We start from the raw sequence: 13,770 nt of genomic DNA, 5'->3' as shown, positions 1-13,770 counted from the left end.
GCGCCGGGCCGGTCGGGCGGACCCCCTCCCTTACGGGGTCTGCCTGTCGCGCTGGGCCTGAGACCCTGCCTGCTGGGCGGGGCCCGAGGCCTGCGTCGTGGAGGCGGAGATGTGTTCTCCCACCACCCTGCTTGCCAGGTCCGAGGCCAGCTCCGAGACGGACATGCGGAGTTCGGTCTCGGCGGCGGCGCAGTCGGCCTCTATTCGGGCCCGGCCCGCGGCGAGGAGGGCGTCGCGTTCGCGCACGCCTTCGGCGCGGGTCGCCGCCATGACGGCGGTGCCTTCTTCGAAGGCCCGCTGCCGGATCCTGGCCGCGTCGTGCCGGGCCTCGGCCAGCTCCGACTCCGCCTCGGCGCGTTTCTGCCCGGCGCGGGCCCGTACCTCCTCCGCCTGCTCGGCGACGCCTCTGATCGCCGCTTCCCGCGCGTCGAGCACCCGTTGCATCCGGGGCAGCACACGGACGAAGAACAGGAAGACAGCCGCGAACACCAGCAGCGCGTAACCGAGATCGTGGACCTTCGGATTGAGTGGACCGATGGGGTAAGGAATGAGATCCATGACCACGACTTACCCGCTCATGCGTGCACACCAACGCACATCCGCGCCAGCGTTGACCGAAACTCACCGGCGGGACGGACTCCTCTCAACTGTCGTGGTCGTACACCGTGACCGCGATGCCCTTTTTGAGGAGCCGCTCGGTTATCAGCGGTTCCACGCGTGACCACTTGCCGCCCGCGAGCCCGCATCCGATGCGCGGCATGTGCACGGACGCGCCGAGCTCGACCGCCTTCTCCGCCAGCGGAACGAGCGCCGCGTCGATCGCCTCATAACGGACGGGCACCCCCTTGCTCCCGGTCCTCGTGCCCCGCTGGCCGATCATGTTGGCCACCCACACATACCGGCCGACCTCGACGAACTGGGTCGCGCCCAGTCCGAAGTCGTTACCCGCACGCTCGCGGTGCCAGCGGCGATAGGCGGCCTCCGGCTCCGGCCACCGGTTCGACAGGGCGAGGACGAAGCCCTTGCCCCAGCCCCCGATGTCGTTGCAGACATGGGCGATCAGCTTGACTCCCCTACCCAGGGGAACGGTGGCATCACCCCGGACATACGTGATCTCCGACATGCCCCCACCGTACGGACCACCACTGACAGCCGGCCGTGGCAGCAGGCTCCGCTGCGACGGCTGACGGCTGACGGCTGACGGCTGACGGCTGACGGCTGACGGCCCATGAGCGCACAGAGCGCACAGAGCGCAGAAGCTTTCACAACACAGCTGTGACAGCAATACTGTTGCACCGCATCAGGCGGCGGACGCGGCACCCGGAGGAGCAGGCATGGCGACGGACATCGGGGAGCCGACGCTCACCGTCGACGAACTGGCCGCGCGGGCGGGCGTCACGGTGCGGACGGTCCGCTTCTACAGCACCAGGGGGCTGCTGCCGCCGCCCGTGATCGGGCCGCGCCGCGTGGGGCACTACGGCCAGGAGCACCTTTCGCGCCTCGCGCTCATTGAGGAGCTGCAGCACCAGGGGATGACGCTGGCCGGGATCGAGCGCTACCTGCAGCAGCTGCCGGACGGGCTCAGCGCCCACGACCTGGCCATCCACCGTGCCGTGGTGGCCTCCTGGGCTCCCGACGCCGCGGAGGAGATGGGCGGGGCCGAGCTGGAGCGCCGGGCGGGTCGCCCCCTCGGCCGAGAGGACCTCGACCGGCTGGCCGCGATGAGCGTCATCAAGGAGACGGACACCCCGGACGCGTACCGCGTGGACCTCGGACTGCTGCGGCTCGGCGTCCGGTTGCTCGACGTGCCGATCGCGCACGAGACGATCCTCGCCGCACGCGCCGTCCTGATGGAGCACACCCGCGCGGCCGCCCACGAACTCTCCCTGCTCTTCCGGGACTCGGTGTCCGAGCACGACTCGGTCGAGGCGGTGAAGGACCTGTCCGCGCACATGCAACCACTCGTGGTGCAGGCCCTCCTGACGACGTTTCAGCGCTCGCTGACGGAGGAGCTGCGGGAGTGGCTCAAGGACTCCTGATCGGGTCCCGACCGCTGCCCCGCGAGTAGCCAACCCAGCCGTCCGGCACGTTGAGGACCTGGCCCGGAAGCCCCCGCGCGGGACACGATCCGCACGAAGGAGCCGCCCACGCCCGACGGGGACGAGGGCGGCGTACCGCTCACGGGCACACCGCCCTCGCCGGCGGGCCGGCGTCACCGGTCGCTGAACCGCTCCCCCTTCTCCGCCTTCTCCACGAGCAGCGCGGGGGGCGTGAACCGCTCGCCGTAGCGCTCGGCGAGCTCCCGCGCGCGGGCCACGAACGCGGGCAGGCCGGCAGCCGCCCCGCCGCCGCCCTCGTAGCCGTTGATGTACTGCAGGACGCCCCCCGTCCACCCCGGGAAGCCGATCCCGAAGATCGAACCGATGTTGGCGTCGGCGACCGACGTCAGGACCCCTTCCTCCAGGAGCCGGACGGTGTCCAGCGCCTCGGAGAAGAGCATGCGCTCCTGCATGTCCTCGAAGGGGATGCCGGCGCCCTCACGGGTGAAGTGCTCGCGCAGACCGGGCCACAGTCCGGCGCGCCTGCCGTCCTCGCCGTACTCGTAGAAGCCCCCGCCACCGCTGCGGCCGGTGCGGCCGAACTCGTCGACCATGCGGTCGACGACCGCCTCGGCGGGGTGGGTCGTCCAGGTGCCGCCCGCCTCCTCGACGGCCCGCTTGGACTCGGCCCGGATCCTGCGGGGCAGGGTGAGCGTCAGTTCGTCCATCAGGGAGAGGACCTTGGCGGGGTAGCCGGCCTGGGCCGCCGCCTGCTCGACGGAGGCCGGCTCGATGCCCTCGCCGACCATCGCCACGCCCTCGTTGATGAAGTGCCCGATGACCCGGGAGGTGAAGAAGCCCCGCGAGTCGTTGACGACGATCGGGGTCTTCCTGATCTGCCGGACGAGGTCGAAGGCACGGGCCAGTGCCTCGTCGCCGGTGCGCTCACCCTTGATGATCTCGACGAGCGGCATCTTGTCGACGGGCGAGAAGAAGTGCAGTCCGACGAAGTCGGCCTGTCGCTCGACGCCCTCGGCGAGTGCCGTGATCGGCAGGGTCGAGGTGTTGGAGCACAGCAGCGCGTCCGGCTCGACGAGGTGCTGGATCTCCTGGAACACCTTGTGCTTGAGCGCCGGGTCCTCGAAGACGGCCTCGATGACGGCGTCGCACCCGGCGACGTCCGCAGGGTCCCCGGTCGCGGTGATACGGGCCAGCAGCGCGTCCGCCTTCTCCTGCGTCGTGCGCCCCCGGGAGACGGCCTTGGCGCAGAGCTTCTCGGAGTAGGCCCTGCCCTTGGCGGCCGCCTCGGCGGACACGTCCTTGAGGACGACGTCGATGCCGGCGCGGGCGCACGAGTAGGCGATGCCGGCGCCCATCATCCCGGCGCCCAGGACGGCGACCTTGCGGACCTGGCGGGGCTCGACGTCCTTCGGGCGGTTGGCACCGGAGTTGACGGCCTGGAGGTCGAAGAAGAAGGCCTGGATCATGTTCTTGGAGGTCTGGCCCGCGGCCAGTTCCACGAAGTAGCGCGCTTCGATGACCTGCGCGGTCTCGAAGTCGACCTGGGAGCCCTCGACGGCGGCCGCGAGGATGTTGCGCGGGGCCGGGTAGGGCGCGCCGTTCGTCTGCTTGCGCAGGTTGGCCGGGAAGGCGGGGAGGTTCGCCGCGAACTTCGGGTGGGAGGGGGTGCCGCCCGGGATGCGGTAGCCGGGCTTGTCCCAGGGCTGGCTCGACTCGGGGTTGGCGTCGATGAAGGCGCGGGCCTTGGTGAGCATCTCCTCGTGGGTGGCCGCCACTTCGTGGACGAGGCCGTTCTCCAGGGCGCGCCGCGGGCTGTACTGGGTGCCCTGGAGGAGCACCTTGAGGAGCGCGTCGGCGATGCCGAGCAGGCGTACGGTCCTGACCACACCGCCGCCTCCGGGCAGCAGGCCGAGCGTGACCTCGGGGCAGCCGATCTTGGAACCGGGTGCGTCGAGTGCGACGCGGTGGTGACAGGCCAGCGCGATCTCGTACCCGCCGCCCAGGGCCGCGCCGTTCATGGCGGCGACGACGGGCTTGCCGAGCGTCTCGATGCGGCGCAGGTCGCGCTTGATGGCGAGGCCGCCGTCGAGGAGCTGCTGGGCGGTCTCGGGCGTGACCCGGATGAGGTCGCGCAGGTCGCCGCCCGCGAAGAAGGTCTTCTTGGCGGAGGTGAAGACAATGCCCCGCACGGAGTCGGGGTCCGCCCGGACCGCCGTCTCCAGCCGGTCGGCGATCGCGGTGAGCGACTCCCGGAAGGCCTGGTTCATCGTGTTGGCCGACTGGTCGGGGTCGTCGAGTACGAGGGTGACGACGCCGGTCTCGTCCTGTTCCCAGCGGATGGTGGTGCTCTCGGTCATGAGGGGTTCTCCGTAGAAGTCCGTCGGTCCACTGGGGGGGTTACAGGCGTTCGATGATCGTCGCGATGCCCATGCCGCCGCCCACGCACAGCGTGGCGAGGCCGAACCTCTTGTCCTGGCGCTCCAGTTCGTCGACGAGCGTGCCGAGGATCATCGCGCCGGTCGCGCCGAGCGGGTGGCCGAGGGCGATGGCGCCGCCGTTCACGTTGACCTTGTCCAGGGACAGGCCCATGTCCCGGGCGAAGCGCAGGACGACGGCCGCGAAGGCCTCGTTGATCTCGACGAGGTCGATGTCGTCGATGGTCAGCCCGGCCTTGGCGAGTGCCTTGCGGGTGGCGGGCGCGGGGCCGGTCAGCATGATGGTCGGCTCGGAGCCGGAGACGGCCGCGGAGACGATCCGCGCGCGCGGGGTGAGCCCGTACCGCTCGCCGATCTCCTTGGAGCCGACGGCGACCAGGGAGGCGCCGTCCACGATCCCGGAGGAGTTGCCGGCGTGGTGGACGTGGTCGATCTTCTCCACCCAGTGGTACTTCTGCAGCGCCACGGCGTCGAAGCCGCCCAGGTCGCCGATGTCCGCGAAGGACGCCTTGAGCCGGGCCAGCGAGTCCGCCGTGGTGCCCGGGCGCAGGTGCTCGTCGTGGTCGAGGACGACAAGTCCGTTGCGGTCCTTCACGGGGACGACAGACCGCTCGAAGCGGCCGTCCTTCCAAGCCGCGGCGGCACGCTCCTGGGACAGGGCCGCGTACTCGTCGACGTCCCGGCGGGAGAAGCCCTCGATGGTGGCGATGAGGTCGGCGCCGATGCCCTGCGGTACGAAGTTGGTGGCGAGGTTGGTCATCGGGTCGGCGAACCAGGCGCCGCCGTCGGAGGCCATCGGCACCCGGGACATCGACTCGACGCCGCCCGCGAGGACGAGGTCCTCCCAGCCCGAACGGACCTTCATCGCGGCGAGGTTGACGGCTTCGAGGCCCGACGCACAGAAGCGGTTCTCCTGGACGCCCGCCACCGTGTCCGGCAGTCCGGCGGCGATGGCCGAGATCCGGGCGATGTCGGAGCCCTGGTCGCCGACCGGTCCGACGACACCGAGCACGATGTCGTCGATCGCGGCCGGGTCGAGTCCCGGGAAGCGGGCCTGGATCTCGTGGATGAGTCCGACGACCAGGTCGACGGGCTTGGTGCCGTGCAGGGCGCCGCTCGCCTTGCCGCGGCCGCGTGGGGTGCGGATCGCGTCGTACACATACGCTTCGGTGCTCACTGGTAAGCCTTTCAATGAGGGTCAGGCGAGCAGGGAGCGGCCGATGATCTCCTTCATGATCTCGGTCGTCCCGCCGTAGATGGTCTGGATGCGTCCGTCGGTGAAGGCTTTGGCGACGCGGTACTCCGTCATGTAGCCGTAACCGCCGTGCAGTTGGAGACAGCGGTCCGCGACGCGCTTCTGCAGTTCGGTGGCCCACCACTTGGCCATCGAGGCGTGCACCGCGTCGAGTTCGCCTTCCGTGTGGTCCACGATGCAGCGGTCGACGAACGCCCGGGTGACGGCGCACTCGGTGGCCATCTCGGCTATCTCGAAGCGGATGTGCTGGAGCCTGGACAGCGGCCGCCCGAAGGCCTCGCGCTCCTTGACGTACTCGGTGGTGATCTCCAGCAGGTACTCGGCGGCGGCGATCCCGACGACGGCGATGTTCAGCCGCTCCTGCGCGAGGTTCGTCATGAGGTGAACGAAGGCGCCGTTCAGTTCGCCGAGGAGGTTCTCCTTCGGGACGCGTACGTCGCGGAAGAACAGCTCGGCGGTGTCCTGGGCCTTCAGGCCGATCTTGTCGAGGTTGCGGCCGCGCTCGAACCCTTCCGTGCCGCGCTCGACGACCAGCAGGGACAGTCCGCGCGCACCGCCCTCGGGGGTGGTCCTGGCGACGACGATCACGAGGTCGGCCAGGATCCCGTTGGAGATGAACGTCTTGGAGCCGTTGAGGAGCCAGTGGTCGCCCCGGTCCTCGGCGTGGGTGCTGATGCCCTGGAGGTCCGATCCGGCGCCGGGCTCGGTCATGGCGATCGCGGTGATCAGGGACCCGTCACAGAAGCCGGGCAGCCAGCGGCGCTTCTGCTCCTCGGTGCCGAGCCCCGTCAGATAGGGCCCGATGATGTCGTTGTGCAGGCCGAGCGCGGGCCCGGCGGCTCCCGCGCGCGCGAACTCCTCGGCGAGTACGGCGCTGTGGCGGAAGTCGGCGACGCCGCCGCCCCCGTACTCCTCGGGGACGGCCGGTCCGAGCAGTCCCTGCCGGCCGGCGGCCCGCCATGACTCGCGCGAGACGATGCCGTCCTTCTCCCACTGCTCGTGGTGCGGGAGCACCTCCTTGGCGAGGAAGGTGCGGACGGTCTCGCGGAACGCCTCGTGTTCCGGCGTGAAGATCTGCCGCTTCATTCGGGGGTGCCCTTCAGGAGGTCCGGTACGTCCCAGTCGCGGGCCACGCCAGCGGTGTCGGCGCCCGGCTGCGCGGGCCCGCCGCGGACGGCGGTGGGGGTGGCGGAGAAGCGGGGCGCGGGGGCGGGCTGGGTGATGCCGCCGTGGTCGGTGAAGGTGCCGCGGGCCGCGAGATGCGGGTGGTGCGGTGCCTCGCGCAGCGACAGCACGGGTGCCACGCAGGCGTCGGAGCCTTCGAAGACAGCGGTCCACTCGTCACGCGTGCGGGTCCTGAAGCGGGCCGCCACCGCTTCACGCAGCTCGCCCCAGCGGGAGAGGTCCTTGCGTGCCGAGGCGTACTCCCCGAGGCCGAGCAGCTCCACGAACTGCTCGTAGAACTGCCCTTCCAGCGCGCCGACCGCCATGTACCGGCCGTCGGCGGTCTCGTACGTCCCGTAGTACGGGCATCCGCCGTCGAGGAGGTTGGCGCCGCGGCGGTCCTGCCAGCCGCCGGCGGCCAGCATGCCGTGGATCATGGAGGCGAGGTGGGCGGAGCCGTCCACGATCGCCGCGTCCACGACCTGTCCGGCGCCCGTCGCACGCGCGTGATGGAGCGCGGCCAGGACGCCGACGACGAGGTAAAGCGAGCCGCCCGCGTAGTCCCCCACGAGGTTCGCCGGGACGGCGGGCGGCTCGTCCGGGGAGCCGATCATGCCCAGGGTGCCGGTCAGCGCGATGTACGCGATGTCGTGTCCGGCGCGCGGGGCGAGCGGCCCGTCCTGTCCCCAGCCGGTCATCCGTCCGTAGACGAGCTTGGGGTTGCGGGCGTGGCAGGTTTCGGGCCCGACACCGAGGCGCTCGGCGACTCCCGGCCGGAAGCCCTCGACGAGGATGTCGGCGCGCTCGACCAGGCCGAGGACACGGTCCGCGCCGTCGGGGGCCTTCAGGTCGACGACCACCGAGCGCTTGTTGCGGTTGGTGATGTCGTACGCGGGGTCGATAGCGAGTCCCCCGCCGCCCGGCCGGTCCACGCGGACGACGTCGGCGCCCAGGTCGGCAAGGATCATGGCGGCGAACGGGCCGGGCCCGATGCCCGCCAGTTCGACCACGCGCACCCCGGCCAGCGGGCCGTGCCCTGCCGCTCCTGCCGCTGCCATCAAGCCCCCAGCACTGTGACACAACTGATGTAACATCAGTGATGTTAAGAACGTGTTCCACTCCGCACAAGCCCCTGGCGAGCAAGCGCTCAGTCAATTCTGGTGGCCTGCGGAGACCGGGGGAAGACCGGTCGGGGAGCGGGCCTCAGTGGGCGTCCAGCTCCGCTATGAGCTTCTTCGGCGCGATGGTGCGGTAGCTCTCCTCGATCCAGTCGCACAGCAGCTCCGCGGCCGGGGCGCCCTTCTCCTCCAGCGGGACGCGCACCCAGCCCGCCTTGCCCAGTCCGTACCCGGCGGGCTCCGCGCCCGGCGACGACAGCGCGTGGGCGTGCGCCACCTCGTCCTTGAGCTTCACGGTGACGCCCATCGGATAGCTGCCGTCACTGACGCCGAGGAAGACGAAGACCTTCTTGCTCACCTTCGCGACGGTCTCGCCCCAGGGGAACTCCTCGGTGGCTCCCGGCAGCCCGAGGGCGAACTCCCGTACTTTCTCCCACTTCTTCAGGTCGTTCGTCGTCGGCGCCACGACTGCCTCCGAGTCCCTTTCGGCCCCACTGACGGGGTCCTGGTTCGGCTCCTCGCACCTCACGCTAGCCTCAGCCACCGACAACGGCGCGGGCTGAACGGCTGAGAGGTCCCATGAGCAGGCAGAACAGGACGGAGCGCGCGTACGACATCGTGCTCTTCGGAGCCACGGGGTTCGTCGGAAGGCTCACGGCGGAGTATCTCGCCGCGCACGCCCCCCAGGGGCTGCGCTGGGCGATCGCGGCGCGCGACACCGCGAAACTGGAACGGCTGCGGGACCGCCTGGCGGCGATCGACCCGGCCTGCGCGGAACTGCCCGTGCTCCGGGCCGACGTCGCCGATCCGGCCTCCTTGCGGGAACTCGCCGCCCACGCGCGCGTGGTGGCCACGACCGTCGGCCCCTATCTCGAGTACGGGGAGGACCTGGTCGCCGCCTGCGCGGAGGCCGGCACCGACTACCTGGACCTCTGCGGAGAGCCCGAGTTCGTGGACCTCATGTACGTGCGGCACGACGCACGCGCGCGGGAGACGGGCGCGCGGCTGGTGCACGCCGCCGGCTTCGACTCCGTACCCCACGACCTGGGCGTCTGGTTCACGGTGCGGCAGCTGCCCGAGGGCGTGCCCCTGACCGTGGACGGGTTCGTGCGGGCCGAGGGGATGTTCTCGGGCGGCACCTTCGCCTCCGCCCTCAACCAGTTCGCGCGCGGGCGGCACATGGTCGCCGCGGCGCGCGACCGCAAGCGGCACGAGCCGCGGGTGGTGGGACGCCGGGCGTCCGCTCCGCCGAGCGCTCCGCGGTACGCCAAGGAGCTGGGGGCGTGGGCCCTGCCGCTGCCCACCATCGACGCGCAGATCGTGCGGCGGTCCGCGCGGGCGCTGGAACGGTACGGGCCGGACTTCCGCTACCGGCACTACGCGGCCGTCAGGACCCTGCCGTTCGCGGTGGGCGGGGTGGCCGGAGCCGGCGCCGTCTTCGCGGCGGCGCAGGTGCCGCCGGTGCGGCGGTGGCTGTCGGACCGGCTGAAGCCCGGTGACGGGCCGAGCGCGCAGAAGCGGGCGGAGAGCTGGTTCTCGGTGCGGTTCGTCGGTGAGGGGGGCGGACGGCGGGTGTTCACCGAGGTCTCGGGCGGCGATCCCGGCTACGGGGACACCGCGAAGATGCTGGCGGAGTCCGCGCTGTGCCTCGCCTTCGACGAGCTGCCCCCGGTGTCCGGGCAGGTGACGACGGCTGTCGCCATGGGAGATTCGCTGATCGAGCGGCTTCGCGGGGCGGGGATCGTCTTCCGGGTGGCCGCGACGCGGTGATGCCCCGCGCGGGAAGCGGCGTAGGACCCCTGCCGGGGCCGTAGGGGCCACGCAGGGCGGCCCGTCGTGGCCGGTCGTACGGTTGTTCCCCGGACCGGCCGGTCGTACGGTTCCCCGGACCCGCCACGGGCACCGGGCACCGGGCGCCGGCCACCGGGCACCGCTCCGAACCCTCACCAGCAAAGGATCACTGTTGAGCAGCGGGATCGATGTCCTGGTTCTCGGCGGCGCCGGGGTCGACACCATCGTGTACGTGCCCGCGTTGCCGTTGCCCTACGCGGACAGCCACATGGTGCCCACGATCGAGACACGGGCCGGACAGACCGGGGACTTCGTCGCGCTCGGGCTGCACGCGCTGGGGCTGCGGACGCACCATCTCGACCTGGTCGGTGCGGATCACGCGGGGGACCTGGTGCGGGCGCTGCACCACGACCGGGGCATCCCTCTCACCGAGGTTCCGCAGCCGGCCGGCACCAAGCGGGCGGTGAACCTCGTGGGCCCGGACGGGCGACGGCTCTCGCTGTACGACAGCACGCGCGCGCGTGACGACGACCGGCTGCCCCCGGAGACCGTACGGGACCTCGCATCGAGGAGCCGGCACGCGCACGTCTCCATCACCCAGCCCTGCGCCCACGCCCTCCCGGTCCTGCGTGAAGCGGGAGTCACCCTCTCGACCGACCTGCACAACTGGGACGGCACGCAGGCCTACCACGAGGCGTTCGCGCAGGAGGCCGACGTCGTCTTCCTGTCGGCGGCCGAGCTGACGGACCCGGAGAGGACCATGCGCCGGATCGCCGAGCGGGGCAGGGCCGAGGTGGTCGTCGCCACCGCCGGGGCCGAGGGCGCGTACCAGCTGGTCGACGGCGAGCTGACGCCCGTCCCCGCCGTCGCGCCGCCCGCGCCGGTCGTGGACTCGAACGGGGCCGGGGACGCCTTCGCGGCGGGCTATCTCTTCGGCCGGCTGACGGGTGAACCTCCCGAGCGGTGCGGCCTCTTCGGCGCGATCGCCGGGGCCTACGCCTGCACGGTGCCGGCCACGCGGGCCGACGTCATCGGGCGCGCGGAGCTGCTCAGAGCTGCCACCCCATGACCGTGTAGATCATCCCGGCTATCCAGGCGACCCCTACGAGGACCGCGAGGACCAGTGCGGCGGTCACGGCACGCTCGACGGGCTGGCTGGGGCCGGCGGCGGGCTTCGGAGCACGGTGCGTCGTCATGCGGCACAGCCTGCCGATCGTGCCGGGGCCCCGGCATCCGTACGGATACTCAGAACAGGTACTCAGAAACCGTACGCAGAAGCCGTACTCATCCGGTGGCCGCCCTCAGCTCCCGTCGGCACAGGGCGTCCGCCCGGCGGGTCGTCTCCGGGAGGCGGAAGCGCGGCGCGAGGTGGAGGGTGTGGGCGCCGGCGGTGTCCAGCGTCACCCGGTGGCCGACCGACACGAACACCGGCTTGATGCCCGCCTGGGTGCGCAGCGCCCGGCCGACCTCCTCCTCGCCCGCGAGCAGCGGGGAGGACGATCCGCGTGCCTCGCCCGGCTCCTCGTACGCGAACGTGAAGGGGTTCTTGGCGACCCCGAGCGTCGGGAGGCCGGTGAGGACGCCGAGGTGGCTCGCCAGGCCGAAGCGGCGGGGATGGGCCAGCCCGTAGCCGTCGCAGACCACCAGGCCCGGTGCGCACGGCAGGGCTTCCAGCGCGGCCAGGACCGCCGGGATCTCCCGGAAGGCGAGCAGCCCGGGAACGTACGGGAAGGACACCCGGCCGACCGCCGTGGATTCGGCGACCACGTCGAGGGTCGCCGCGTCGAGCACGACGGCCGCGGCCACGACGACGTCACGCCCGTCGTCGTAGGCCACATCCACCCCGGTCACGTGCCCGGTGCCGGGCGGTGGCCCGCTCTCGTCGAGGACGACCCGGGGCCTCAACTCGTCCTGCACGGCCCGGGCCTGGTCTTCGGTGGCGGGCCAGCCCGCGGGAATGCGTACGGTCGTCATGGTGCGGTCGAGCCTAGGCCAGTCCCCCGAACAGCCGGCGTCCGAGGCCGCGTGACCGGCCTCGGACGCCTCCGGCCGTCGTGTCAGTGCTCCAGCCGTGCCACCCGGCCCTTCTCGCCGGAGGCCCAGCAGGCCAGGTCGGGGGTGCAGTCCACGGTGTCGTACGAGCCGGTGTCCAGCGAGCGCCAGGTCCGTCCGCCGTTCGTGGTGAGGTCGGTGCCGGTGGGGCCGACCGCGAGGGCGGAGGTGCGGCTGTACGGGAGCCAGGTGACGCCGGAGCGGTAGGCGGGCGGCGGCGTGGTGGCCGTGGCCCAGCCTCGGCCGCCGTCGCCGCTGACCGCGGCCGCCCGGGGTGAGGCCTGGTCGGCGCGGTAGTCGCCGCCGACCGCGATGCCGTGCGTGCGGTCGCGGAAGGCCAGCGCGAAGACTCCGCGCGCCGGATCTCCCGCCGGGATCGGGGTGTCGGCGGCCGTCCAGGTCAGGCCGCGGTCGGCGGAGTGCAGCACGCGCGCGCGTGCGGCGCCCCCGGTGGCCATCCACACGTCGCGCGGGCCCGAGGAGACCAGGCACTGCCCACTGGCCGCGAACCCCGCCTCGCCCTCCTGGGCCGCGGGCATGCCGTCGCTCGGCAGCACCTTCCAGGTGCGTCCGCCGTCGCCGGTCGACAGGATGCGGAACTTTCCGTCTACGGGGTCGCTCATCGCCAGACCGTGGCGCCGGTCGAAGAAGGTCATGCAGTCGTAGAAGGCCTTGGCGTCGGTGTTGCGGAAGGACTCGGTCCAGGTCGCGCCGCCGTCCTCGGTGCGCAGGACCCTGGACGCCTCGCCCTCGCCGATGGCCAGCACCACGGCGCGCCGGCCGTCGAAGGCCTCGACGTCGCGGAACTCCAGGTCGGTGGCGCCGGGCGGCGACACGTTCCGCCAGTTCGCGCCGCCGTCGGTGGTGCGCAGCACGGTGCCCTTGGATCCGGCCAGCCAGGCGGTCTTCCGGCTGACGGCGGAGAGCCCGCGAAAGCGCGCGTCCGTACCGCTGTCCTTGAGCTCCCAGTGCAATGCTTTTCCGCCAACCGGGCCGGTGCCCAGGTCGTGTCCGTCGCCGTGTCCGTCGCCCGGTCCGTGTGCCTGCGCCGGAGCCGTGAGAGCGGCCGCGAGAGCCGCCGTGCACACTCCCACGGTCAGCAGGCTTCTCGTGAGTCCCGTACGTCTCGTTCGTCGCGTCTTCCCCAAGCCCCTCATGGCGGGCGAAGCTAGCCCACTCCCCCGGTCGCGTCCAGATGCCCCGGGAGGCATCGGAGTCCACTCCGGAAATCAACGATCACTCCCGTGATTGAAGGCGGTGACGGAGGTCACTAGGACTTCATGCGTTTTCGCAGGCACGGATCGGCCGGTTCCGACGTCTCTACAAGTGCCGGCTCATCCGTCCGCAGTTCGTCCGTCCGTCACAAGGGAGCAAGGCGTTGTCCACCACCGTCATCGAGCAGCCCGTAGAGGCCCGCCTCGTCGCCGCCGCGCCGCGGATGCCGAGCATTCCCGCCACCCTCGGCTACGATCCGCGCGATCCCTTCGCCGTCCGCATGTCCTTCCCGGCCCCGTCCACGCTGGAAGGCGTGGAGGTGTGCTGGACCTTCGCCCGCGAGCTGCTCGCCTCGGGACTGGAGGAGGAGGTGGGGCACGGGGACGTGCGCGTGCGGCCGTACGGCTACGACCGCATCGTCCTGGAGTTCCACGCCCCGGAGGGCACCGCCGTGATCCATGTGCGCGCGGGCGAGCTGCGGCACTTCCTGCAGAGTTCGACGGAGCTGGTGCCCGTCGGTCTGGAGCACCTGTACCAGGATCTGGACCACGAGCTCACCGAACTGCTGCGGGACTCCTGCTGACGCTTCGGGAAGCGACCCCCGGCGGACGCTCCCCGGTGGATGCTCCTCGGCCGTCCCCCTTCGGCTGAGCGGTCGACGCGCCTTCGCCAGCGGGCGT

General features: G+C 71.7%; 14 protein-coding genes. 4 read left to right on the top strand and 10 right to left on the bottom strand.

From position 1 onward, the window contains the following. Positions 1-30 precede the first annotated feature (30 nt). Both KUF83_RS15775 and KUF83_RS15770 read right to left on the bottom strand, forming a co-directional pair. Positions 31-558 carry a hypothetical protein gene (locus KUF83_RS15775; RefSeq protein ID WP_217455306.1) on the bottom strand — a complete coding sequence of 176 codons (528 nt, stop codon included), beginning with the start codon at positions 556-558 and terminating at the stop codon, positions 31-33. An 85-nt stretch (positions 559-643) separates the two neighbouring features. Continuing rightward, the gene (locus tag KUF83_RS15770; RefSeq protein WP_217455305.1) at positions 644-1,123 is read right to left on the bottom strand and encodes a macro domain-containing protein; all 480 of its coding nucleotides are present in this window, start codon (positions 1,121-1,123) and stop codon (positions 644-646) included. A 211-nt stretch (positions 1,124-1,334) separates the two neighbouring features. Here KUF83_RS15770 and KUF83_RS15765 point away from each other — a divergent pair, with 211 nt between their 5' ends. Further along, positions 1,335-2,039 (top strand): MerR family transcriptional regulator, encoded by a 705-nt coding sequence (locus KUF83_RS15765; RefSeq protein WP_217455304.1) that lies wholly within the window; start codon positions 1,335-1,337, stop codon positions 2,037-2,039. Positions 2,040-2,212: 173 nt separating this feature from the next. Here the strand turns inward: KUF83_RS15765 and KUF83_RS15760 are convergent, their stop codons facing one another. The 5 genes from KUF83_RS15760 to KUF83_RS15740 all read right to left on the bottom strand — a co-directional run bounded on the left by KUF83_RS15760 (position 2,213) and on the right by KUF83_RS15740 (position 8,498). Continuing rightward, the gene (locus KUF83_RS15760; RefSeq protein ID WP_217455303.1) at positions 2,213-4,417 is read right to left on the bottom strand and encodes a 3-hydroxyacyl-CoA dehydrogenase NAD-binding domain-containing protein; all 2,205 of its coding nucleotides are present in this window, start codon (positions 4,415-4,417) and stop codon (positions 2,213-2,215) included. A 40-nt stretch (positions 4,418-4,457) separates the two neighbouring features. After that, positions 4,458-5,672, bottom strand: a complete 1,215-nt coding sequence (locus KUF83_RS15755) for an acetyl-CoA C-acetyltransferase (RefSeq protein ID WP_217455302.1) — start codon at positions 5,670-5,672, stop codon at positions 4,458-4,460. Positions 5,673-5,693: 21 nt separating this feature from the next. Further along, positions 5,694-6,836: an acyl-CoA dehydrogenase family protein gene (locus KUF83_RS15750; protein WP_217455301.1), complete on the bottom strand. Its 1,143-nt coding sequence runs from the start codon at positions 6,834-6,836 to the stop codon at positions 5,694-5,696. After that, positions 6,833-7,972: a CaiB/BaiF CoA-transferase family protein gene (locus tag KUF83_RS15745; protein ID WP_254643898.1), complete on the bottom strand. Its 1,140-nt coding sequence runs from the start codon at positions 7,970-7,972 to the stop codon at positions 6,833-6,835. Before KUF83_RS15745 ends, KUF83_RS15750 begins: the two co-directional genes overlap by 4 nt. Positions 7,973-8,117: 145 nt before the next feature. Further along, positions 8,118-8,498 (bottom strand): MmcQ/YjbR family DNA-binding protein, encoded by a 381-nt coding sequence (locus KUF83_RS15740; RefSeq protein WP_217455299.1) that lies wholly within the window; start codon positions 8,496-8,498, stop codon positions 8,118-8,120. A gap of 113 nt (positions 8,499-8,611) precedes the next feature. On the opposite strand from KUF83_RS15740, the gene KUF83_RS15735 reads away from it, so the two are divergent. Both KUF83_RS15735 and KUF83_RS15730 read left to right on the top strand, forming a co-directional pair. Further along, on the top strand, positions 8,612-9,802 hold the full coding sequence (locus tag KUF83_RS15735; RefSeq protein WP_217455298.1) for a trans-acting enoyl reductase family protein: 1,191 nt from the start codon (positions 8,612-8,614) through the stop codon (positions 9,800-9,802). 193 nt (positions 9,803-9,995) lie between these two features. Further along, a complete protein-coding gene (locus tag KUF83_RS15730) occupies positions 9,996-10,892 on the top strand; it encodes an adenosine kinase (RefSeq protein ID WP_217455297.1) in 897 nt (298 codons plus the stop codon). Here the strand turns inward: KUF83_RS15730 and mmpA are convergent. The 3 genes from mmpA to KUF83_RS15715 all read right to left on the bottom strand — a co-directional run bounded on the left by mmpA (position 10,873) and on the right by KUF83_RS15715 (position 13,032). Next, entirely contained in the window at positions 10,873-11,019 is a 147-nt protein-coding gene (mmpA, locus tag KUF83_RS15725; RefSeq protein WP_217455296.1) for a morphogenic membrane protein MmpA, read from the bottom strand. The two genes, KUF83_RS15730 and mmpA, sit on opposite strands and share 20 nt — an antisense overlap. Positions 11,020-11,107: 88 nt before the next feature. After that, on the bottom strand, positions 11,108-11,797 hold the full coding sequence (locus tag KUF83_RS15720) for an endonuclease V (RefSeq protein WP_217455295.1): 690 nt from the start codon (positions 11,795-11,797) through the stop codon (positions 11,108-11,110). 83 nt (positions 11,798-11,880) lie between these two features. Beyond that, entirely contained in the window at positions 11,881-13,032 is a 1,152-nt protein-coding gene (locus KUF83_RS15715; protein WP_217455294.1) for a YCF48-related protein, read from the bottom strand. A gap of 281 nt (positions 13,033-13,313) precedes the next feature. Between KUF83_RS15715 and KUF83_RS15710 the strand changes: the two genes are divergently transcribed. Further along, entirely contained in the window at positions 13,314-13,673 is a 360-nt protein-coding gene (locus KUF83_RS15710) for an SsgA family sporulation/cell division regulator (RefSeq protein WP_217455313.1), read from the top strand. Positions 13,674-13,770: the final 97 nt, after the last annotated feature.

The organism is Streptomyces sp. BV286 (assembly GCF_019090165.1).
Classification (GTDB): Bacteria; Actinomycetota; Actinomycetes; order Streptomycetales; family Streptomycetaceae; genus Streptomyces.
This window is presented reverse-complemented; position numbering and strand designations above follow the sequence as displayed.

What these genes read in the sequence shown, in the direction of transcription:
- KUF83_RS15735 (WP_217455298.1), top strand. Translation starts at nt 8,612, where the DNA reads ATGAGCAGGCAGAACAGGACGGAGCGCGCGTACGACATCGTGCTCTTC.
- KUF83_RS15745 (WP_254643898.1), bottom strand. Translation starts at nt 7,972, where the DNA reads ATGGCAGCGGCAGGAGCGGCAGGGCACGGCCCGCTGGCCGGGGTGCGC.
- KUF83_RS15775 (WP_217455306.1), bottom strand. Translation starts at nt 558, where the DNA reads ATGGATCTCATTCCTTACCCCATCGGTCCACTCAATCCGAAGGTCCAC.
- KUF83_RS15770 (WP_217455305.1), bottom strand. Translation starts at nt 1,123, where the DNA reads ATGTCGGAGATCACGTATGTCCGGGGTGATGCCACCGTTCCCCTGGGT.
- KUF83_RS15750 (WP_217455301.1), bottom strand. Translation starts at nt 6,836, where the DNA reads ATGAAGCGGCAGATCTTCACGCCGGAACACGAGGCGTTCCGCGAGACC.
- KUF83_RS15720 (WP_217455295.1), bottom strand. Translation starts at nt 11,797, where the DNA reads ATGACGACCGTACGCATTCCCGCGGGCTGGCCCGCCACCGAAGACCAG.
- KUF83_RS15760 (WP_217455303.1), bottom strand. Translation starts at nt 4,417, where the DNA reads ATGACCGAGAGCACCACCATCCGCTGGGAACAGGACGAGACCGGCGTC.
- mmpA (WP_217455296.1), bottom strand. Translation starts at nt 11,019, where the DNA reads ATGACGACGCACCGTGCTCCGAAGCCCGCCGCCGGCCCCAGCCAGCCC.
- KUF83_RS15710 (WP_217455313.1), top strand. Translation starts at nt 13,314, where the DNA reads ATGCCGAGCATTCCCGCCACCCTCGGCTACGATCCGCGCGATCCCTTC.
- KUF83_RS15765 (WP_217455304.1), top strand. Translation starts at nt 1,335, where the DNA reads ATGGCGACGGACATCGGGGAGCCGACGCTCACCGTCGACGAACTGGCC.
- KUF83_RS15715 (WP_217455294.1), bottom strand. Translation starts at nt 13,032, where the DNA reads ATGAGGGGCTTGGGGAAGACGCGACGAACGAGACGTACGGGACTCACG.